Annotated in this window: 15 protein-coding genes; 9 read left to right on the top strand and 6 right to left on the bottom strand. The window is 44.5% G+C overall.

All coding sequences use genetic code 11. The features are described from left to right. Positions 1–170: 170 nt before the first annotated feature. A complete protein-coding gene (locus QUB10_RS24035) occupies positions 171–1,364 on the bottom strand; it encodes an NAD(P)/FAD-dependent oxidoreductase (protein ID WP_333205749.1) in 1,194 nt (397 codons plus the stop codon). A gap of 418 nt (positions 1,365–1,782) precedes the next feature. On the opposite strand from QUB10_RS24035, the gene QUB10_RS24030 reads away from it, so the two are divergent. Beyond that, positions 1,783–4,863 carry a PAS domain S-box protein gene (locus tag QUB10_RS24030; protein ID WP_333205748.1) on the top strand — a complete coding sequence of 1,027 codons (3,081 nt, stop codon included), beginning with the start codon at positions 1,783–1,785 and terminating at the stop codon, positions 4,861–4,863. Between the two features lie 133 nt (positions 4,864–4,996). Further along, positions 4,997–5,422: a DCC1-like thiol-disulfide oxidoreductase family protein gene (locus QUB10_RS24025; protein ID WP_333205747.1), complete on the top strand. Its 426-nt coding sequence runs from the start codon at positions 4,997–4,999 to the stop codon at positions 5,420–5,422. A gap of 41 nt (positions 5,423–5,463) precedes the next feature. Here QUB10_RS24025 and QUB10_RS24020 read toward each other — a convergent pair whose 3' ends face one another. Together QUB10_RS24020 and QUB10_RS24015 are read right to left on the bottom strand one after the other, a co-directional pair. Next, positions 5,464–5,889 (bottom strand): hypothetical protein, encoded by a 426-nt coding sequence (locus QUB10_RS24020; RefSeq protein WP_333205746.1) that lies wholly within the window; start codon positions 5,887–5,889, stop codon positions 5,464–5,466. A gap of 214 nt (positions 5,890–6,103) precedes the next feature. Further along, positions 6,104–11,620, bottom strand: coding sequence for an AAA family ATPase (locus QUB10_RS24015; RefSeq protein WP_333205745.1), 5,517 nt, complete (start codon positions 11,618–11,620; stop codon positions 6,104–6,106). Between the two features lie 114 nt (positions 11,621–11,734). Between QUB10_RS24015 and QUB10_RS24010 the strand changes: the two genes are divergently transcribed. Then, positions 11,735–11,911 carry a hypothetical protein gene (locus tag QUB10_RS24010; RefSeq protein WP_333205744.1) on the top strand — a complete coding sequence of 59 codons (177 nt, stop codon included), beginning with the start codon at positions 11,735–11,737 and terminating at the stop codon, positions 11,909–11,911. Between the two features lie 8 nt (positions 11,912–11,919). On the opposite strand, the gene QUB10_RS24005 is transcribed toward QUB10_RS24010, so the two are convergent. Then, a complete protein-coding gene (locus QUB10_RS24005; protein WP_333205743.1) occupies positions 11,920–14,307 on the bottom strand; it encodes a GAF domain-containing protein in 2,388 nt (795 codons plus the stop codon). Positions 14,308–14,845: 538 nt separating this feature from the next. Here QUB10_RS24005 and QUB10_RS24000 point away from each other — a divergent pair. From QUB10_RS24000 to QUB10_RS23990, 3 genes are all read left to right on the top strand, one after another. Next, positions 14,846–15,628, top strand: a complete 783-nt coding sequence (locus QUB10_RS24000; RefSeq protein ID WP_333205742.1) for a calcium-binding protein — start codon at positions 14,846–14,848, stop codon at positions 15,626–15,628. A 145-nt stretch (positions 15,629–15,773) separates the two neighbouring features. Further along, the gene (locus QUB10_RS23995) at positions 15,774–16,379 is read left to right on the top strand and encodes a Uma2 family endonuclease (protein WP_333205741.1); all 606 of its coding nucleotides are present in this window, start codon (positions 15,774–15,776) and stop codon (positions 16,377–16,379) included. 183 nt (positions 16,380–16,562) lie between these two features. Then, positions 16,563–18,077, top strand: a complete 1,515-nt coding sequence (locus tag QUB10_RS23990) for a tetratricopeptide repeat-containing serine protease family protein (protein WP_333205740.1) — start codon at positions 16,563–16,565, stop codon at positions 18,075–18,077. Between the two features lie 388 nt (positions 18,078–18,465). Here QUB10_RS23990 and QUB10_RS23985 read toward each other — a convergent pair whose 3' ends face one another. Beyond that, positions 18,466–19,248, bottom strand: coding sequence for a Tat pathway signal protein (locus QUB10_RS23985; RefSeq protein WP_333205739.1), 783 nt, complete (start codon positions 19,246–19,248; stop codon positions 18,466–18,468). A gap of 3 nt (positions 19,249–19,251) precedes the next feature. Next, positions 19,252–19,770 carry a hypothetical protein gene (locus tag QUB10_RS23980; protein WP_333205738.1) on the bottom strand — a complete coding sequence of 173 codons (519 nt, stop codon included), beginning with the start codon at positions 19,768–19,770 and terminating at the stop codon, positions 19,252–19,254. Positions 19,771–19,925: 155 nt separating this feature from the next. On the opposite strand from QUB10_RS23980, the gene QUB10_RS23975 reads away from it, so the two are divergent. The 3 genes from QUB10_RS23975 (at position 19,926) to ffh (ending at position 23,091) form a co-directional block, all read left to right on the top strand. Further along, positions 19,926–21,365 (top strand): ATP-binding protein, encoded by a 1,440-nt coding sequence (locus tag QUB10_RS23975; RefSeq protein ID WP_333205737.1) that lies wholly within the window; start codon positions 19,926–19,928, stop codon positions 21,363–21,365. A gap of 20 nt (positions 21,366–21,385) precedes the next feature. Continuing rightward, positions 21,386–21,544 carry a hypothetical protein gene (locus QUB10_RS23970; protein ID WP_333205736.1) on the top strand — a complete coding sequence of 53 codons (159 nt, stop codon included), beginning with the start codon at positions 21,386–21,388 and terminating at the stop codon, positions 21,542–21,544. A gap of 98 nt (positions 21,545–21,642) precedes the next feature. Then, the gene (ffh, locus tag QUB10_RS23965) at positions 21,643–23,091 is read left to right on the top strand and encodes a signal recognition particle protein (RefSeq protein WP_333035131.1); all 1,449 of its coding nucleotides are present in this window, start codon (positions 21,643–21,645) and stop codon (positions 23,089–23,091) included. Positions 23,092–23,213 lie beyond the last annotated feature (122 nt).

The following is a 23,213-nucleotide window of genomic DNA, read 5'->3' as shown; positions in this document are numbered from 1 at the left end:
AAGATGCCCATTCCACAAGAATATTGAATTTTTTGGGAACGGGCAAGATGCCCATTCCACAAGAATATTGAATTTTTTGGGAACGGGCAAGATGCCCATTCCACAAGAATATTGAATTTTTGTGGAACAGGCCGGAAAGCCTGTTGCCGATCTATTTGAAGAAGCATCGATTAACTTTTAAGCAACTCCTGAATCGGCTTGCTAATCCAATTAAAACCAACTTTCAATTGATGATCAAATGTTGGCATCCGATAGAGATAGGCTAGGCGGCGAGCAATGTGGGCTAGTTGTCCGTCGAGTTTAATTCCTAAACCGGCCAGGGTGGCGTTGTCATTTCCTAATGTCATCATTTCTCCTAGCGGCTGATAGCGGAAAGGAAGTAATGGGCGGCCGGTGAGGGAGGCCCAAATGTTCCAGGCGGTGTAGTCAGCTTGCTGGAAGGCTGTTTGGGCTGTTCCGGGGACTTTTTGACCCGTTGCATCGTGACATTCTGCTAAGTCTCCCAAGGCAAATATATCTGGATGGTCGATAATTTGCATTTGCGAATTGACTATTAATTGACCGCGGCGGTTTTGTTTGAGGGGTAGCGATCGCACTGCTTGACTAACTTGAGTTCCTACTGTCCATAGCACTATGTCTACGGGGAGAACGTCTAATTGTCCTTTGTAAAGTAAGGATATTGTGTCTGCTTCGATCGCCTCTACTTCTGTTTCTAAGTCGATCCACACTTGCCGTTTTTCTAAAGCTTGGCTGGCGGCTTCGCGGTTAAACTCCGGTGATGTCCGCAGAATCATGTCCCCTTGCTCAACTAACCGCACGCGACCTTTTTCTCCGAGTCGATCGGCTAATTTACAAGCTAATTCTACTCCCGAATAACCGGCGCCGACGATCGCCACCCGAATTTTGTCGGTGTTGCTGGCTTCTAAAAATCGCAGTCTTTCTTCTAAGCGGTAGGCGTCGTCGAGAGTGCGAAACGAGTAAGCATATTCAACCGCACCCTTGACCATATCTAGAGGGGTTTTGCCGCCTAAAGCTAAAACCAGGCGATCGCACGGAATTTCTGGCCCGTCGTGTAACTGCACTCGCTTTTGCGCCACATCGATGCCGGAAACGGTACCTTGACAAAAGCGCACACCTGTGTTTTCCAATAGTTCGGCAAACGGCGGGGCAATTTCCCAGGTTTGGAGTTCGCCGGTCAGGAGTTCGTACAGCAGGGGAACGAACAAAAATCGATCGCGACGGTCAACTAGGACAATTTCGGGTTTTTCGGTTTTGGAGAAGGGTAACTGACTCAAGCGCAGGGCTGTGTAGAGTCCGCCGAAGCCTCCGCCGAGAATGCAAATCCGGGGTTGTTGTTGAGTCATGGTGTTTTGTTTGAGGGGCTCACGGTAGCAAGGAAACTTATCTTATTCTAACGAGAGTGAGGGAGTGGGGAAGGGGGAGATTGGGGGAGTGGGAGTGGGAGAGATGGGGAGAGGGGGAGATGGGGCCAGTGGGAGAGTGGGAAAGTGGGAAAATCTTCTCTGTTTCCCTCGAACCTCAACATCCATCCGTTAAATGCGTTAAATCCATTAAATCCGTTAGACAATGCGTTTCCGAACAGTTTTCTACATATCTAGGCTTGATTAGCTCTACCTATTAGCCACCCTCAAATTTTCTGAATGTTCGCAGAACTAATTTTGTACTATATTAGTTTATAACGAATTATTTCGCAAATTTAATTCACTTTTTATAGGGTCATCTACTGTAACACTTGCCCCCGCACTCACAAGTGAAAAAACCATGCAAATTTCTTCCAATTCTTCTAAAGTTAAGAACGGCGATCACAATAACGAAGACGGGTCATCTTTGTTAAAAAGCGAAGAAAAATATAAAAATTTAGTAGCTAATATTCCCGGTGCTGTCTACCACTGTACCTGCGAGTATACGGACGACGGGGAATTAACACGGAAAATGGCGTTTTTGAGCGAGGCTGTTCAAGAAATATCAGGCTATCCCTCTTCTGATTTTATCAACGATCGCGTCCGTTCTTTTGCCAGCATTATCCATCCTCAAGACCGCAAAAATGTGGATGCTACTGTCAAAAAAAGTGTAGCAAGCAGAACTCCGTACATCCTTGAATACCGGATTGTCCGGGCTGACGGCGCTATTAGCTGGGTTTACGAAAAAGGCAAAGCTGTTTGCTGCGAGGCGGAAGAGGCGAGAGGAAGACAAGAGGAACAAGGGGAAATTGAGGGCTTTTTGTCGGCTGTGGTTTCGCCGGTTTCGCCGGTTTCGCCGATCGCAAATTCTCTGTGTCGGGTTGTTTATCTCGACGGAGTGATTTTGGATATTACTGAACGAAAGCGAGCTGAGGAAAACCTGCGAAACACTCAAGATTTTCTGAATGCGGTACTGCAAAATCTGCCGATTAGTGTCTTTATTAAAGATGCTGTAGAGCAAAAATTTATTTATTGGAATACTGCTAGCGAAGAATTGTTTGGCTATTCCAGGGATGAAGTGCTCTTAAACAATGCTGCTGACTTGTTGAATTCAGAGCAGGCAAATTACTTGCAAGCACAAGATTTAGAAGTGCTGGCAACGAGAAAAGGCGTCGATTTGCCTGAAGAAACTATCCAACTTCCCCACCGGGGAAAGCGGATTTTGCACACTAAAAAAGTTCCTTTATTTGACGAGTCTGGCGCGCCTAAGTACATTCTGGGTATTGCTGAAGATATTACGGAAAGCAAAAAAACTGAAACAGAATTGTTGCGCTTGGCCATTGTGGCTCAAAAAACGCAAAATGGTGTGATTATTACTGATGCTCAAGGCTGCATTGAATGGGTGAATGAAGGATTTACTCGGATTAGCGGTTATGTGCTGGCAGAAATGCAGGGAAAAAAACCGGGTGATGTACTGCAAGGCCCTCAAACCGACCCGCTAACTATTGCTCAACTGCGATCGGCTTTGGCGGCAGGGGTGCCGTTTAATCAGGAAATCTACAATTACAGCAAGGATGGAAAGGGTTATTGGGTGGCGCTTTCGATCGCCCCAATTTATCAAGAAAATGGCGAACTAGAAGGTTTTATTGCGGTGCAAACTGATATTACGGATCGCAAGCAAGCAGAGGCAACAGTCAGGGAGAGGGAGAATTATTACCGCTGCATTGTCGAGACGGCTTCGGAGGGCGTTTGGATGTTTGACAGCGAAAGTATCACGACTTTTGCTAACAGCATGATGGCCGAAATGCTGGGGTATACTGTGGAGGAAATGCTGGGGCGATCGCTATTTGAGTTTATCGACTGCGAGTCTAGGAAAATAGCAGAAAGTTACGTCCAGCGCCGGCGGCAAGGCATTCGCGAACGCCACGATTTTAAGTTTACTCGCAAAGACGGATCTCACTTGTGGGCGATCGTCTCGGCGACGCCGATGTTCGACGGTGAGGGCGAATTTTCCGGGGTGTTGCGGATGATTACCGATATTAGCGATCGCAAACAAGCAGAAGCAGAATTGCGCCAAACTCTCAAAGAGTTGGAATTTGAAAAATTTGCTTTGGATCAATCGGCAATTGTCTCGAATACCGACGAATTCGGAGCCATTACCTATGTCAACGATCAATTTTGCGAACAATTTAAATATTCCCGAGAAGAACTGATCGGCAAAACCCACAGACTTGTAAATTCTGGCTATCACCCAGCAGATTTTTTCAAGCAGCTTTGGTCAACCATCCGCCAGGGAAAGGTTTGGCGAGGAGAAATGAAAAATCAAGCTAAAGACGGCACATTATTCTGGTTGGATACTACGATTGTACCTTTCTTAAATACGAACGGCGAACCCCATCAATATGTAGCAATTCGTAAAGATATTACCGATCGCAAACACGCAGAAGAAGCCGTGCGACTTTCCGAAAGTCAATTGAGGACTAAAAATCTAGAATTGGCCAAAGCCTTACGGGACGTGCATAAAACTCAAAGCATGATGGTTCAAAATGAAAAAATGGTAAGTTTGGGGCAATTAGTCGCTGGCGTTGCTCACGAAATCAACAATCCAGTTAGCTTTATTTACGGCAACGTCATGCACGCTGACGATTACTTTAAAGACTTGCTAAAACTGCTCCTACTTTACCAGCAGGAATACCCGCAGCCCACACGGGCAATTCAACAAGAGATAAATGATATCGATTTGAATTTTCTGCTCAAAGATTTGCCGAACCTGTTAAATTCGATGAAAATGGGAGCAGAGCGAATTCGCCAAATTGTGCTGTCACTGAAGAATTTTTCGCGATTAGATGAAGCCGAACAAAAGCAGGTGGATATTCACGAAGGGATTGAAAGCACTTTGTTGATTTTGCAGCACAGGTTTAAAGAAACGGCAGGACATCCAAAAATTACGCTGCTCAAAGAGTTCGGGAATTTGCCCCGCGTACAGTGTTATGCAGGACAGTTGAATCAGGTTTTTATGAATATTATTGGCAATGCAATTGATGCTTTGGAAGAGGCAATGGAGACTGGACAGTGGGCAGAGGGACAACTGGCGCCTATTCCTTATTGTCCTTCGCCGACGCTGCGGATTTGTACGGATGTAAAATATGAACAGGATGCTGTGATGCAAGCAGATTCTGCTGTTTCTGATGATTCAATGCGGCATCCTTCTCATATTGTGGTTCGGATTGCTGACAACGGGCCGGGGATTCCGATAGATGTTCACAAAAGGCTGTTCGATCCGTTTTTTACTACGAAAGAACCTGGTAAAGGTACAGGTTTGGGGCTGTCTATCAGCTATCAAATTGTGGTGGAAAAACACGGCGGTCTGCTTAAGTGCGATTCTGCACCGGGTCAAGGCACGGAATTTGCGATCGAGATTCCTGTGGGGAATAGTCAGTAGTCAGTAGTCAGTAGTCAGTAGTCAGTTGTCATTAGTTAACAGTCAACAGTCAACAGTCAACAGTCAACAGTTAACAGTCAACAGTCAGTAGTCAACAGTCAACAGTTAACAGTCAACAGTCAACAGTCAACTAATGAAATATAGCGTAATTTACGACGGCAATTGCAATCTCTGCGTTACCTTGGTGCAGTTACTAGAAAACTTAGACCAAGGCAAGAATTTTGAGTATATTTCCATGCAAGATTTAGAGCAATTAAATCGCTTTGGGATTACGTCTGAAGACTGCGAAATGGGGATGATTTTGATAGATGGTAACACCCCGGAACGCCGCTGGCAAGGCAGCGATGCGGCGGAGGAAATCGGACGGATATTGCCTGCTGGCGAGGTGTTTGTGGCTGCTTACCGCGCCATGCCGGGGATGAAGTGGATGGGCGATCGCGTGTACGAACAAGTGCGCGATAACCGCTATACTTTGTTTGGCAAGCGATCGACTACTTACAAATCTGTTTATCCAGTTGGCTGTAAGTCGATCGACAATTGCGATAATAGCAAAGACTAAAGTCCTTACTACAAACAGGTTCGCAGTGAAAACTGAAGTCCTCAAAAAGATTGATTAAACAAACCGAATATCTCGCGGCAAAAGTCTTTGAGTTTTTGGCCCGACTCCGCAGCGGGTTCGGTTTGACCGAAAAAACTCCAATTTTCCACCGTGGAAAAGCGCCACTGCTGACCAGTATGATCGTAACCGGCTGCCTCAACCCCGATCGCCCGCCGATATCCTTCTACCGGATCTTGGTAAAATCGGATTTGAATCAAGATGCTGCGGCTTTGCAACAAGCGGCTTCTACCGGGGAAATGGAAGCCAATGTCGATCGAATCTGGATCTACAAGTTCTCTGGTATCCTCGTCATTCATCCAAGGTTTCAAATCGACTTTTGCATCCGGGAATTCGGACTTGAATAAATTAACAACCGCAGCAATTTTGCTGGCAACTTCTATATTTTTGGCTTGTTCGGCAGCGTTCACTCGAAAAACTCCTATCAAATATAGTTATTACATTTAGCTAATAATGTAACTGCATACTGCCTGCTTTAAACAGTGAACTGTGGACTATTTGATAGATATTTAGGAATTGACAAATTTCCAAGTGTGTGTTAAGCACAAGTCATACCATTTGAGATTGGAGATTTGAGATTAAACAATTGGCAATGACTGATTCCGTAAGCATGGTGAATAAATTTTATCCAAGCGGCAGGGCGATCGCAAATTCCGAACCTTCTCCCAGCACCGATTCACAAGTTAGTTTACCGCCGTGGGTTTCTTCCACAATTTGTCGGCTGATAGACAACCCCAAACCGGTACCTTTTCCTACTCCTTTAGTAGTAAATAAATGGTCAAATATTTTCGACTTGAGATCCGATGACATCCCTTGACCGTTATCTTTGATTTTAATCACCACGCTGTTGCTATCCTCGGAGACTTGAGTGATAATGGCGATCGTATTCGGTAAAGCTTCAATTTCAGCATAAGTGCGACCCTGATTGAATTCGTCAAAACACTCGATCGCATTTGCCAGCAAATTCATAAATACCTGATTCAGTTGCCCAAAATAACATTTAACTGGCGGGATATCTCCGTATTCTTTGATAATCTTAATCGCCGGGCGAGTATCTTTAGCTTTCAGGCGATACTGTAAAATCATCAAAGTGCTGTCGATGCCCTCATGAATATTTGCTGACACTTTATTCGCACTGTCAGCGCGGGAAAAAGTCCGCAAAGACTTGCTAATATTGCGAATGCGCTCTGTACCTGATTTCATAGATAAAAGCATTTTCGGCAAATCTTCGATCAAATATTCTAAATCAATTTCCGATGCTTTATCCTGTAATTCATCTCCCGGATTAGGAAATTTTTCTTGGTAAAGTTGTAAGCAATCAATCAAATCTAAGCTAGCCTCAGCAGCAGCATCAAGATTGCCCGCAATAAAACCCAGCGGATTGTTAATTTCGTGAGCAACCCCTGCAATTAAGTTGCCGAGAGCAGACATTTTTTCGCTTTGAATAAGTTGCAGTTGGGCCTGTTGCAATTCATTGAAAGATTTTTCTAACTGTTGAGATTTTTCTTGCTCCCGTGCGTACAAACCAGCATTTTCTACAGCAATAGCCACTTGAGAAATTAACACTTTGAATACTTCTACTCTCTCTGCTGTAAAAGCTCCCACTGTCAAAGCATTTTCTAAATAAATTATTCCGCGCCGCTGAGATTGATAAATAATCGGCAAACAGAGAATTGATTTGGGTTGATATTTCTGAATGTAGGTATCTACGTTAAAAGGTTCGGCGACAGTAGCATTGTCTAAAACCAGATGCTTTTGACTGCGGTGGACGTAATTAATCACAGACAGGGGAACATCTTGACTATTTTCTACGGGAATAGAGGGTAAAAGTGTCACTGTATCCTCCGCAAAACTGCCAGTAGCTTCTATGCAGAGGATATCGTTTTTCAGCAGCAGCAGCACTACTTTTTGAGCGGCCGCATTTTCTAAAATAATTTTGATTAATTTGGTCAACAATTTTTCTAGAACTATTTCACCGTTAATGGCTTGCGCTGACTTAATAAAAGTAGCTAAGTCTAAGAAATCGCCTAAACTACTACTGGTAGTATTTCCCGTGGCAGTGCGGGTGACATCGAGGGTTGGGGTTTGAATTGTGCGCGTCTGTGCTGCTAAGAAAGGATGTGTTAATTCTAAGTGTTTAACTTTAGCTATGGCTCCCCAATGGATATATCCATAATAGGCTTTAGTCAGATATGCTTGAGAAACTATCTCTTTACCCAAAGCTTGATAAAATTCTCCTGCTAATTCACAGGCTAATGCTTCCTCTTGAATGTAACCGTTTTTGGCTGCTCCATCAATTGCGCGATCGTACAATTCCATTGCTTCGGTATTTTGCCCCAAAACTCGCGCTGTTTCCGCTGCTACCAAGTCGTATTTGTGTTGATAATTCATCGGAGCATGAACTGCCCATTTTTTCATCTTCTTTTGGTTTTGCAGCACTTTTTCCAAATATTGCTTTTGTTCCCCTTTGCCCGTTGCTGGATACAAAGCGATGATACTGAGAGAAGAGTAAAAATTATTCAGAGAAACCACATAAAATCCGGCTGTGGCTTCTTCATATTTCTCAAATAACCTTGAATTTTCCAATGCTTCCGCGTATTTTCTGAAAATAAAATTAAGCTGAGTTTTGGCATTATAAACCAAACTAACTAAAAAAAAGTTTTTAGATTCTATTAAAATGGGGAGCGTTTTGACTTCATTAAATCTCTCACCGACTAAATGACAGGGTTCGACAGCTTGACCGCGCAAATTGAGGGCTGTCTGCCTACCTATACTTATATACTGTACAGCCATTTCTAGTTGAGATTGCTGCATTAGTTTCAGATACTTACCAGTCTCCTGCTCCACCAAATCTAGAGGATCTCCTATCGACAGTTTTTTGAAGCAATATTCACCTATAGAATAACCAGCATATTCCAACTCTCCAGTTTCGATCCCAGCTTGAAAACCTTCTTTGAGATCGCCTAATCCTGACTTGACAGAGGCGTTCCAGTGGTTAATAAAAGAACCAAAGGCTGTATAAACTCTACATTTGATTGAACGGGAGGGAAATTTGTCTAACATCTTAATTGCCAGTTGACCGAATTGGTATGCCAAACTACTCTCCCCTAGCTTGTACATAACTACGCCATAAAAAACGTAGGCAATACTCGCATAAGGCGAATTACCATATTTAATGCACAGCTTGACCATCCTAGATGCCAGTAGCGGTACCAGGCGGGGCTTTGCCTGAACAGCAGTGCTGAGAATCCCTGATAAAATCCGCATGGCTGCTTGTTTGTCGGGCTCAATCATTTCTGGCAAGTTAGCTAAATCCTCAATTGGTTTCAATCCCAAGCTCAGTTTTGTATTAATCACTCCCGCCACAATATTTAGCGCGTTAGGGTTTTGAGGAAAAGAAATGCCTAACAGTTTCAGCACTTCTAGTCCTGTATTTAGTGATTCTACCAGTCTATTTTGAGCATTGTAAGACTGGATTTGAAGTTCATAAACATTTATTTTATCGACTAAAATTTTAGCTTTATGCAGAACCAAGTTTACCAATTTTTTGGAATCTTCATAGTTAATGTTTAAGTATTCAGCTTCGGATAGTGACTCGTAAATTGCTAACGTCAACTCATAGTGACTTTGCCAACAATCTGCAGGCAATAATTCCATAGCCACCCGCAAATACCTAACAGCAGCTTCATAAGCAGCAGCAGCTTTTGCCCTGCGTCCAGCCGTTAAGTTTAATTTTGCTAACTGCGTTTTTTCTGATGGCTGGCTAATCGTGTCAATTCCGAAATTCAACTGATTGACAATATCAAAAATGTTTTCTTCAAGCTTGTCGGGTGGAGTATTTTTTAAAAGTAATTGACCGATTTTTAAATGGGTGGATTGCTTTTGATCTTCGGGAATTAGGGAATATGCGGCTTGCTGAACGCGATCGTGCAAAAATCTGTAACTAACCCGCGAAGTGTCTAACTTGAGATTGATTGATTCGGCTCGATCGAAAACTAAAGGAATGCGATAAGCATCGTTCAAGGGTAGAATTAACCCGGCTTGCAAAGCTGAATAAAGTTCCGTTGCTGTCGTATTAGCTGACTTTTCGCTAACAAGTGACAGCACATCTAGAGCAAATTTATCTCCAACGCAAGCTGCTAGCTTCAACACTTCTTGCGTGGGTGCGGGCAGCTTTTCAATGCGAGAAGCTACCAGTTCCACCACACTTTTATCGGTGATTCCAATGGCTTGGATTTCATCAATACTCCAATACCAGCCATTTTGACTTCCCTTATTTGTAATGTGATTAAATTCAAATTTCAAAAGAGAGTCTTGATAAAGTGCTTGGAGTAATTGGGTCAAGAAAAAAGGATTGCCGCCCGTTTTATTCCAGATTAACTCGGCTAGATTTGTTACTTTTTCTGTGCAAGTGTTGAGTGTTTCAGCGACTAATTCAGTGACATTTGCTAAATCCAGCGGTTGCAACACGATATTGTTGACTATTGTACCAGTTTTTTCAATTTCTTCTACAGTCTGAATTAAGGGGTGGGTCGGACTAACTTCATTGTCTCGATAGGCACCGATTAGCAACAAATATTCCTGGTCAGGGTCAGTTATCAGTATTTGCATCAACTTTAATGTTGCTGAATCTGCCCATTGCAAATCGTCTAAAAAGATAACTAGGGGGTGTTCTTTTTGGGCGAAAACGCGAATAAATTCTTTGAATACCCGATTGAATCGATTTTGGGATTCTACAGGGGCGAGTTCTGGCACATCTGGCTGTTTGCCGATGATTAATTCAACTTTGGGAATTACGTCGGCAATTACTTTGCCCTCTGTTCCCACTGCTGTTAAAATTTTAGTGCGCCATATTTCTAATGAAAGTGCTGTTTCTGTTAGCAATTGTCGCAGCAAGGAGTTAAATGCTTGGATTAATGAGGCATAAGGAATGTTGCGTTTTAGTTGGTCAAATTTGCCGCTGATGAAGTAACCTTTTGACCGGGTAATTGGTTTGCTAACTTCGTTGACTACGGCTGATTTACCGATGCCTGAGTAGCCTGATACTAGCATTAATTCGCTTTGGCAATGGGCGAATTTTTCTGTAGTTTGGTTTGGTGGAAAAGATGCGGCTGAAAGGGTTTCTGCATTGGGGCGGGCGGGTTTTTCTGTATTTAGGTTGGGTGGCAAAGATTTGGGTGAACCCGCCCCTACACGTTCAAATGCTGCTAATAGTTCGTTGACTTGTTGTTCTCTACCGTACAATTTTTGGGGGATTAACAATTGGCTGAGAATATCTAAGCGTCCGGGGATGAATTCGGCAATTTGTCCGGTGGTTTCTAACTGATGCAAACAAATTTCTAAGTCGGCTAACAATCCGGCCGCATTTTGATATCTATCTTCGGCATTTTTTGCCATCAATTTCATCACTATCTCGGAGATGGCGACAGGTATTTCTGAATTGATGTGATGGGGATATATTGGTTGAACTGCGATGTGACTGTAAACTACTTCTAAGGGGTCGTTGCTGCAGAAAGGCAATTTTCCTGCCAGCATTTCATATAATGTGATACCAAGGGAATAAAAGTCGGTGCGGTAGTCGAGGGTGCGGTTCATTCTCCCGGTTTGTTCGGGTGACATATAGGCTAAGGTGCCTTCGACTGAGTGGGGATTGTTAAATTGCGGATTTTCTTTGGTGAGTTTTGTAGCAATGCCGAAGTCGGTGAGTTTTACTTGTTTTGTTTGCGAGTTAATTATGATGTTGCTGGGTTTGATGTCTTTGTGAATAATGTGATGAAAATGCAGGTATTGTAAGGCTTTGACTATTTGGATGGCGATGTGTAACTTTGCTTGCAGGCTCAAGGTTTCTCTTTCCAGCAGTTTTGCGAGGGATTCGCCGCCAAAGTCTTCTAAAACGATTCCTAATCGGTGGTCGAATGTTTCGAGACTGATGGCTTTGACGATTTGTTCGCTGTCTAAATTTTGGCGGATTTGATATTCGTGTTTTAGCCTGGTAATGGCTTCGAGGGTGGGATATTCGGCTTTGAGGACTTTCAGAATTGCTGGGGGCGCGTCTGTCGGTGTTTGTCCGCGATAGACTATTGTTTCGACGCCTTCGTGCAGAGTAGAAGTTATTTGGTATTGTGATAAGTTTAACATCATTTAAGTTAGAAATTACAGGAGCTAATTCTCATTAGATTAACATTACTTAATCTTGATTTTGTGTGATTGCGATCGTGTATTTGGCGATTTCCAATCACACGGAATATACACTAAGTGAAAATGTGGGCTTGGTCGTTGGTGTCAACAAATATCATAAATGAAATCTTGGTATTGTGTGTGAGTCCAGAATGCTTTCGCTGCACAGTTTTTCAGGGGGATGGGAGCGATCGCACTGGGCCTCAAACAGCAGGAGATGGGAGCGATCGCACTCCGCATCAAACAGGCAATTGAATGGCTTCTCAATCGGTAACAACCGTAACTTCACAGATAGTAGAAATAGATTCCGGTTCAGGCAAAATACGCACGCGGGCGAATTTTAAACCGCTAACTCCTTGTTGTGATTCTACCATGCCCGTCTGAACTTTTGGCTCTACCCAACCTTCGCGAGACAAGTAGCGCAAGTATTGCTGATATTCTTCCCACTCCTCCTCTGTGGAATAAACAACAGTCAACATCCCCGACTGGGTAATCCGTTCTTGTGCGTCTTTGTCAACGGCTTTTTCGATCCGCTTTTTGACAAGTTCGTAGCGGATATCGCGAGTGCCTTTGACATCAAACATTTTTTCGGTGTTTTCGTTGTGAAAAATGTCGATCGTGGTATTCTGCACTAAGACTAAATGTGCGAGTTCCATGTTGATTTGAGACTCGGCTTGCAGCCGAAAAACTGTGCGGCCACAATCGCAAATTGCTCGCAGTTGTTCGTACCGCAAACTGTGTAGGTGAAACTGGCTGAATTTGGGATCGATCGATTTTCCTACATAAATCATGTGATCCATGCCGTCGGTGCATTCGATGTCGCAGTAGTGGGGAAGAATTTGCTGCATTTTTTCTTGCCAGCGGGCCCAGGTTTCTTGGAGTTTGGTGCTGATTAGGTTCAGCATTTGGTCGTAGCGGTTGCGATCGGTGTAAACGCAGTTGTGTTCATTTTCACAGGCTGCTTGGTAAGCTTCAACGGCTGCCTGAACCTTGGGCCCGCACTGCACAAAATAGTCAAAATATACTTCTAAATGCTCGTTTAAATACTCGGCGGCTCGCACCTCCATATCGACTGTTACTTTTTCTTTTAAATGCTGGATGTAGTCGAGCAAGTCGAGCCGCAATTGCTCGCCGAGGTGGGTAGTTTGTGTTTGGCAAACGGCATCAGCTATGACTAAACCTAAGCGGAATTGTTCGAGCAAATCAGTTTGAATGGCTCGGTTTCTTTCGTCGCTAGAACCGCGAATGTCCGAAATTCCGTACAGCGGATGAACGTCAGCAAATACGATTGTTTCTGGAGGTAGTCCCCAACTTCGCCTTTCTGCTTCTTGGGCGAACCGCCACTCGACTGCGGGGTGGATGTTGTGAATGTGGGTAAACCGCTCCTGGATGGCTTGCCGCAGGGCTGCAATGAAGGCGGGAATGAGTTCTTGGGCGTGTTTAGCGTCAATGCCGTTGAAGTGGTTTGGCCGATCGCACAATAGCCCCACAACACCCAAAATCCGCTGCCCGCACCCCTCGCGGGTGACGGATTTGACTACCAGGGGTACCAGCAGCATCGATCGAGTTCCCATTCTCCGCAAAGTTCGATCGCACTCAGTTTCGCACTCCCTACGCAAGTCTGGCACGTTCCAAACTTGATTTGCTGCTGTGGCCTTCAAAAAGTGAGAAGCTTCTAGGGAGTGCATTGAATAAAGAATCGGCTGCAAATGTTGGCCGTCTTTTGCAACTAATAGCTGTACCTGTTCGCCGTCGGGCCGCAGCAGCAAAGTGCCGTCAGCATTGAAGAGGGATCGCAAACACCGATCGATTTTCTCAAATTTGTCTGGCCGCAGCATCGAATCTTGATCGATCAATAACTGAGTCAGCCGCCGAATTTGCTCCTGTACGGTGACATCAAAACCTTCTAGCAGCAGCAAACCTTCTACGCGGTAATTATCCAACTGCAATCGATCGGCTAAATTCTCCAGTTGATTCGGCTGCATCAGCCAAGCTTCCCGTTCTGCAACAGGCATTAATCTTAAAGAAACATCCGCAAATTCATCTATGTTTGAGTCAATTCGAGTAATTTTTAACTGTTCCGAACCCAGCCAAAATTCTATGAATCTGGCTTCTCGGTGTTTGGGGTTTTTTACACTCGCCGTGACAGGTTCGTCTAGCACCCGCAAACCGTCAATGTCAATTTGATAATATTGCTTAAATACCCAGTGCAAAAGGTGGCGGCGGTACAATTGTTCTGCTGTTTTGCCGCCCCAATCCTCGAACAGTTCCAGCAGAGTGATGTCGGTTTCTGCAAACCAACCGTTGGTAGATTGAGTTGCCAAGGACGTTTCCTCCCAACCGGCCAAGCGACAAAATGCCGCGTTAGCGTAACGCAGGGCAAAAGTTCCCGGTTGCATTACTGCGATTAAAACGCGGCGATCGCCGAGAAATTGAAACAGTCGCTGTAAATCTTGTTTCCACGTTTTCAAGGGTTCAATTTCTGAAGATTGACTGGGTACTTGGCCCGCCAAAGCTTCCAGTAGCTGTTCTATACTTGGTTCGCTGGGCAGATTGTTACTATCTGGCTTTGTTGGGACGATATCTGTCGCTGGCAGTGATTTTACGGAGTTGTTGTTGTTTTGATGGGCAGACGATTTAGGAGTAGACATGAGTAAAACACCTGAAAGCAGTGGATTTTGCCAAAGAATATTAGCGATCGGCGATTATGGCTTTGTAAAGAGCTTAGATTCTGTTTGTAAAGTTTTTGTGTGGGTATCGGAAACTGGGTGTTTTCTCGGAGGATGGGCCCAGGGACTTTTACTTTTATTCACAAACAACCTCTCAGTCTCGACGTTATAGGTGATATTAACGTGTTTACCACCTGGCGGGTAACACCCATTATAAGCGGTAGACAGTAGCGGATAGTGTCAGCAACTAATGCTATTTGACTCTGAGGCGAGATATATAGCCGCTTTGGGTTGAATGAGGCGTAGCCCTGGTAATTGGTAATTGGGAATTGGGAATTGGTAACTTATACGATCGCGTAGCAGAAGTATTGGTAATTGTAATTGACTATAGACCAACAGATTGCTTGTCATTAATTGAGGAAATAAAAGTGGCAGCCACAATCCCAACATCCTTGCTATTGGGCAAGGAAATAATTAAAATGTATAATAGAGCTAACAGGATTTTTGAAAGGACATAGTTATGGCTTTAACGGTTAACAATCTCATTGCCGATGTGACGGGATTTCCTGTATTTGCTGGCGGCGGGCCACGTCTTTTGGGATTCGCTACACCCGATGAGATTAACGTAGGGAATGGAAATTTGCCGTCTTTTCCCTGGGGAGTTTGGGGACTCGACGGCAACGATACTATAGGAGGTTCGTCGGATTCTAACGAACGGCTGTTAGGAAATAACGGCAATGATGTTATCGGCGCTGGCGGCGGAAATGACATAATTTACGGCGGGAAAGATAACGATCTCCTGGATGGAAATGATGGCAACGACGTAGTTAGGGGCGACGCCGGAAATGACCTTATCTTCGGAGGGTTCGGGAACGATATCCTGCGGGGAGGGCAAGGAGACGACGATTTAGACGGCAATGATGGCGACGATTTCATCGCGGGCGATCGGGGAGTTGACGTGCTCACGGGAGGCCTCGGTGGTGACATATTCGTCCTCAGAAGCAACGATGAAGCATTTGGTATAGATGGAGCAGATGTCGTTACCGATTTTAACTTTGACGAGGGCGATCGCATCGGTTTGACGGACGGTTTAACAGAACTAGATCTTTTCTTTGAAGACGACAATTTGATTGCTTACGATAATGACGGAATTATCAACGACATGGTGATTGAAAACATAACTACCGGACAGATTGTGGGGATAGTTTTAAACACGGACAGCTTTGAACTTGTCGGTGCATTTGAACAGGCAAGTCCGTTTGCTTTGGCAGTTAACGGTTCTCAATTCCAGTTTTTGACTTAATTATTTGTAGGGAATTAGACGGGCAAGCTCCCCCCTAACCCCCCTTAACAAGGGGGGAACAAGAGCGCTCGAATTCCCCAATTTCTCCCTTTATATATTTTTATGCTAATCTAAAAGTAGAAATTAAAATTCGGGTAAAGTATATATGACCATTGCCACTCACCCCAAATTAACTGCACTCCCGGAACAGCGGTTGATTTTGCCGCTATCAATGACTTGGGAACAGTTCAAAGCTCTGGATTCATTGCTAGAGTACACTCGCAGTGTTCGCTTGTCTTACCTCGACGGATATGTGGAAATTATGACAAGTTCGTCGAAGCATGAAATCATTAAATGCCTGCTGGCAGGAATGTTAATGACCTTTTTCGTAGAAAAAGATATTAGTTTTAGACCGACGGGTAGCGCTACACTCCAAGGGGAAGCAAAAGGCAGCAGCAAGGAACCAGATTTATCTTACTACTTTGGCGAAGACAGACGGCAGCGAGAAACACCCGATTTGGCGATCGAAGTTGTTTTTACTAGCGGAACTATTAATAAACTGGAATACTACCGCAGATTTAACGTAGGGGAAGTTTGGTTTTGGGAAGACGGAGTATTTTCGATTTACCAACTGCACTCGGAGGGTTACGATCGCGTTTCTCGGAGTATGCTGTTGCCGGATTTGGATCTAGAATTGCTGGGGAGATGCCTGCAAATGTCCGAAGAAAAAGAAGCTTTGAAAGTGTTTCGGGATGCAGTTCGAGCTGGTTAACTTAGAAGATATACAAATAAAATATGGCATAGTAATGCCGGCAATGGCGGAAATATACGAAATGTACGAAATGTCATAAAAATCGAAATTATCTGGAAACATCCTGGGTTCCTGGTTTTCAGAAATTTTATTTTAATCTATACTATTCGGAGTATAAAAAATCTTAGTCTTCAGCAATCATCTATGAATAGGGATTATTCGCGGTTTGATTCCCTCACCAGCATCCTAGCAGGAAAAGTAGCGGTAGCAGGAATAGTTGTTTTTGCACAAGCACCAGTTTTCGCAAAAACTCCCCAAGAAATTGCTCAATTAGCTATTTCTGCCACCGTTCAAATTAATGGTCAATATTCAAATGGAGTGAGTAGCGGGACTGGATTTATTCTTGCTAAACAAGGCACGACTTACACTGTACTGACAGCTAACCATGTAGTTGATGATGATAAACCTACTTATATGATTCGCACTAATACGGGAAAAAACCATCAAGTAACCCGTGTTGTTCGTTTGCAAAAAAGTCAGAATGAACCCGATTTAGCAGTCGTAACATTTAACAGTACAGAATCTTATCCAGTTGTTACTTTAGGAGATTCAGAACAAGCGACAGTTGGGGCAGAAATTTTTGTGTTTGGCTATCCAGCTAACGTAGCGCAGCAAAAACAGGGAACTCAGCGCAATTTTGAGTTTGTACCGGGTTATGTTACCAGCCGTCTCCCGAATCATCCGCGCGGTTATACTTTGCGCTACAATGCCGTTACGAAAGGAGGCATGAGTGGAGGGCCTGTATTTGATGGAGAAGGTCGTGTAGTTGGAGTTCACGGAGAAGGCGATCGGGATTATGATGATGTAACGGATAGTCGCGGAAACCCTACAGGTAAAGTTGCCACTAAAACAGGGTTTAATGCTGCAATTCCTATTAACACTTTTATAGCTAAATTGTCGGATGCAGGGTTAAATCGTTCTGCTATTTTGGTGAATACTTCAACCGCCGCTACTGCACCTCTGAAACTGAACAATCCGCAAGATGCTAAGACTTATTACGTTCGCGGTTTAACTCGGTTTGACAAAGGAGATTTGTCAGGGGCTGTTGCCGATTTTAACCAAGCAATTCAAACTCAATCTGATTACGCGGAAGCTTATTTCTATCGAGCCCTCGCTTATTCCGATTTGAGACAAATGCCCAAGAGTATCGCTGATTATAGCAAGGCGATCGCCCTAAATGCCGGTTATGTCGATGCTTACTACAATCGGGGGCTGGTTTTGTCAGCAATGGGAGATAAACCGGGGGCGATCGCAGATTATACTCAAGTCATCCGCTTGGATAGAAACTTTGCAGCGGCTTACAACAACCGAGGATTAGCACTTTCCGACTTGGGCGATCAAAAAGGGGCGATCGACGATTTCAATCAAGCGCTGCAAATTAATCCCGGTCGCGCTAACACTTATTTTAACAGAGGATTAGCGCTGTTTCGCATCAATAACGATCGCTCTGCCTTAGCTGATTACACTCAAGCAATTCAACTCAATCCCAGTTATGCTAAGGCTTTTGCTAATCGAGGCATTACGTTAGTGAGAATGGGAGATAGACAAGGGGCGATCGCAGATTTGCAGCAAGCGGCTCGTTTATTTAAGGCTCAAGGAATGAATGCAGATGCTCAAAAAGCATTAGATTTGATTGGTCAACTGCAAAGGTCAAATTGATTTGATATTGTACACCTGTCGCAATATTCCGGTCCTCCAAAATTAGGAATATTTCGACAGTCCGGCCTTCGCAATAGTCCGAGAGTCCGGCAGGGGTTTAAACCCCTGCCTCAAAGCTGAAGTCCTCTAAAGAGGACTAATATCAAATCCGATTAATTGCACAGAATATTTGTAGGGAAACGGCACTGCCGTGTCCGTATCCGCCGTAGGGAAACTATCGAAATAAATACAGAAAGAGGACACAGCACTGCTGTGTCCCTACCGAATATCTGTATTACGATCCGTTGATCGGCATTTCAGTCCTTTTCAAAGGACTTTCGCTATGAGACGGGGGTTTAAACCCCCGTCGGACTCGACAACAAACACGAGAATTAATATTACTCTTTCCCTAAAACCTCACCGTCACCAAAATCACCCGCCGAGGCTGATCTTCCGCTTCAATAGTATACTCAACACGCCCAAAACCTCTCGGCCCCGGTTCAACTAAATCGTAGCGAGATGTCACCGTACCCGCCGCTGTATCGTATTGAGCAAAAACAGCACCGGGATTCCTCCCAGCAGACGCATCCGCATCCCCTCCCCAAGCTGTTGTATCATCTATTCGCGATCGACTTGGCAATACAGAAGCCGCGATTTCAGGAGGTGTCAATCTTTGGTCAGCTAAGACTTTTTGAGCGTTATGAATAGCGCACATTGTCGGCCCGGAAATTTTGGAATCGCTGTATTGATTTTCCCACATTTGTACAAACCCAAAGCCAACATTAGGGCCGACTTTCTCCTGTCTTTGCCGCCCCCACAGCCGACTTACAGATTTAGTATTATCCTCCTCGCTCTTGCCGAGCTGGGCTAATTCGGTTCTTTTGCTAGTAAAATTGCGATCGACAAATTCTTTATCTGCCCTGCGAATAGCGTTGGCGGCCGCTGGTTTTATTTGACTGCTAACATTAGTATTGCCTTGTAAAATTGGTGTTAGAACGCCGGGGATGGGCTGTGCTCCGCAATATTTTTGAATACCGTTGAAAACGCGATCGGCTGATAAAGCACTAATCGGAAATTCTAGGGAATAAGCCTCGGCAGGTTTGGGGAAAAAGATGCCGGATGTGGCGGAAGCAGTAAAAGAAGCTCCACCCCAGATGACGATACGATTAAATTGACGGCGGCTAATACTCATAATTTATCTACTCCCTGGAGAGCCTGCCCCTGGTATAATATGGAATGAGAAAAAGTAGTAGGGTGTAATACCTTCACTACAATTTGTTGCTCTGGAACAAGTGATATCAATAGCTAGACTTTTACCATTACTAACATCTACCAGCATCGTATTGACCCTTCCCTCCTTTCCTACTTGGGAAGCTACTTGATTTCCATCTACGTAAACGTCTATTTGGGGGGGTGGAATGTTATCGTTATCACTAACTCCATACTCCAATCGGAGAGAGAGGCGACCGCCTGGAAGTTTACAAGTGAAACCGGTTGGTGTCGTATCTAAAATACTTGTATATAATTCTCTACCTATGGAAATATCTTTACTCCTGATGCGACTAGCCCGATAAGTAGGCCATCTGCCAACACAGCTTAGGTCGAATATATGAATTGGCCGCTGGGCCTGGGCAACTTGTGCGCCAACAGTCGCTAAACTAAAAGACAATACCCCAGCCGACAACAAACCGCTGAGCCACCGCACTCGCTTCATAAAAATATCCTGCTAATACCTTAATCAATTAATATAAAGGATGAACTGTGTAGGAAAAGTCCTGACTTTAGATAGATGACAAAATCAAAAATGTCACAACTGTACGAAATGTCAGGTATAATTAATGGCGTACAACTCCAGCTTCTCCCTAATCTATGGATATTGCCGAAGTTTTGACGCTGGCAGATGAGCTAATTTTTGCTAAGACGGGAAAGCATTTAGATTACGTGCAAGAAGCTATCCTGCGGGGAACTTTACAAGACACAACTTACACGCAAATTGCTCAAGAAGTTTACTCAAGTCCAAGTCATGTCAGAAATGTCGGATCGCAACTTTGGAAAATACTTTCTAAGGCATTGAAAAAAAATATTACTAAAAACAATTTTAGGACTGTATTAGAAAAGGCAAGTTTTTATAATTATCAATTGGCTATTGTTGAAAATGTAACAGGCGAGAATATAACTGTTAATCATAACGTTAACATTTGTCATGAAAAAGCCCGATCGCCCAAAACACCCCAAAACCCCCAACCAACAGCAAAACAGCCCCGCATCGACTTAGGCGACGCACCAGAAATATCTACATTTTACGATCGCACATCCGAACTTTCCACCCTCGAAAACTGGATTTCAAGCCGCACCCGTCTCATCAGCATCTTAGGCTTATCCGGTATTGGCAAAACCGCCCTGACACTGCAACTAATCCCACAAATTCAACAGGAATTCGATTGCATCATCTGGCGAAGCCTCCACAACACGCCACCCCTACAAACACTCCAAACCGACTTAATTAAATTCCTATCGCAGCAGCAAGAAACTAACCCCCCCAACCCCCCCTTATCAAGGGGGGGCGAAGAGATCAAGCCTCCGTCTCCGTCTCCCCCCCTTAGCAAGGGGGGGTTGGGGGGGGTAATCAACTATTTGCGATCGCACCGCTGTCTCATCATCCTCGATGACGTACAAACAATTTTCAGCAGGCAACAACTAGCAGGAAACTACAAACAAGGCTATGAAAATTATGGCACTTTCTTCAAACAAATAGCAGAATCATGTCACAACAGTTGCATAGTTTTGATTAGTTGGGAAAAACCCAGAGAAATTGCAGCCTTAGAAACCCACTCGAAAAATTGTCAAACATTGCAACTCAATGGTTTAGGCGAATCCGCGCGAGAAATATTCACAGAAAAAGGTTTACTTGAATCGGAAAACTGGTCAAAATTGATAGACATTTACCGAGGAAATCCCTTGTGGTTAAATACAGTAGCCGCTGCAATTCAAGACTTATTTAGTGGCAATATTTCTGAATTTTTATCCTATGATAGCCTAGTTTTAGGAGACTTAGAATATTTATTGCACCAACATTTTCAGCGCTTGTCAGACTCCGAAAAACAAGTAATGTCCTGGTTGGCAAATCAAATCAAAGCCGTCGAAATCTCCAAAAAGCCAGCCCTCCTGGAATTATCCCCTTCAGAATTCCTCAAAGCCGTCGAATCCTTGAGACGGAGGTTATTAATCGAAAAAGTCCAAAAGGGCGATCGCACCCTCTTCCAACTCCAACCGGCGATCGCAGAATATGTAAAAACTCACATCTTATAGCAGTTTTAGGAACAGGCAAGATGCCTGTTCCACAATATATGAATTTTAGGGCAATAGTTTTAGGAACAGGCAAGATGCCTGTTCCACAACACATGAATTTTAGGGCAACAGTTTTAGGAACAGGCAAGATGCCTGTTCCACAACACATGAATAATTTACTTGTGGGCCGTTGCTCCTAGCCCGCCCTGAAAGGATTATTGAAAAATTAGCAAAACATTAATCCAAAAAGCCCCATTTAGCCCTAAAATAAAAAAGACTGACTAGCCAACAATGCCCTATGTTTGAAGCCCTTGCCGATCGACTCGAATCCACCTGGAAAAAACTGCGCGGACAAAATAAAATCTCCGAGTCCAACATCCAAGACGCGCTCAAAGAAGTCCGCCGCGCCCTCCTGGAAGCCGATGTCAACCTCCAAGTCGTCAAAAACTTCATCGGAGAGGTAGCCGCAAAAGCACAAGGCGCAGAAGTCGTTTCAGGCGTCCGTCCCGACCAACAATTCATTAAAATCGTCCACGACGAACTCGTGCGCGTCATGGGGGAAACCAACGTACCCCTCGCCACCGCCGAATCCGGGCCCACAGTGATCCTGATGGCAGGTTTGCAAGGAACCGGGAAAACCACAGCTACCGCCAAACTAGCACTCCACCTCCGCAAACAAAATCGTACCGCACTGCTAGTCGCAACCGACATATATCGACCAGCCGCGATCGACCAATTGCTCACACTTGGCAAACAAATCGACGTACCCGTATTTGAATTAGGCAAAGACATTGACCCCGTAGAAATTGCCCGCCAAGGCATCGAACACGGCAAACAAATCGGCATTGATACCATCATCGTCGATACAGCAGGCCGCCTGCAAATCGACCAAGACATGATGGCAGAATTGGGCCGCATCAAACAAACAGTACAACCCCACGAAACGCTGTTAGTTGTTGATGCCATGACCGGCCAAGAAGCAGCAAATTTAACCCGTACCTTTCACGAACAAATCGGCATTACCGGCGCAATCTTAACCAAATTAGATGGGGACAGCCGCGGGGGTGCAGCCTTATCCGTGCGGCAAATATCCGGCGCGCCGATTAAATTTGTCGGCGTCGGCGAAAAAGTGGAAGCCTTGCAACCATTTTATCCCGATCGCATGGCATCGAGAATACTCGGCATGGGCGATGTCTTGACCCTCGTAGAAAAAGCGCAAGAAGAATTCGACATCGCCGATGCCGAGAAAATGCAAGAGAAAATGCTCACGGCAAAGTTTGACTTTACCGACTTTCTCAAGCAAACGAGACTGCTCAAAAATATGGGTTCCCTCGGCGGCATCATGAAAATGATTCCGGGGATGAACAAACTTTCAGATGAACAAATGCGGCAGGGAGAAGTGCAGCTAAAACGCACCGAAGCCATGATCAATTCCATGACAGTTGAAGAACGCCGCAACCCCGAACTTTTAGCAAGTTCTCCATCCCGCCGCCGCCGCATTGGCAAAGGCGCCGGCTACGCAGAAAACGACGTAACTAAGCTGGTGAGCGATTTCCAGAAAATGCGTACAATGATGCAGCAAATGAGTCAAGGCAACTTTACAGGAATGGGAGGATTGCCGGGAATGCCCGGAATGCCCGGAATGGGCGGCCCCGGAATGCAGCCCGGTTCCCGTGGCTATATGGGTGCCCAGCAGAAGAAGAAAAAGAAAAAAGATAAGCCTAAAAAAGGTTTCGGACAGTTGTAGAAAGCGTCAAACATATTGCACGATTGTCAAAAATTTGTAGGGGCGGGTTCACCGATCATAATTGCCTAAAACACACAATCTCGTAAACCCGCCCCACCCCGTGCGAAAGTCCTTTAACTTTT

Source organism: Microcoleus sp. B5-D4 (assembly GCF_036705145.1).
Lineage (GTDB): Bacteria > Cyanobacteriota > Cyanobacteriia > Cyanobacteriales > Microcoleaceae > Microcoleus.
Note: the sequence above shows the minus strand (reverse complement) of the source record. Positions and strands in the feature narration are given on the sequence as shown.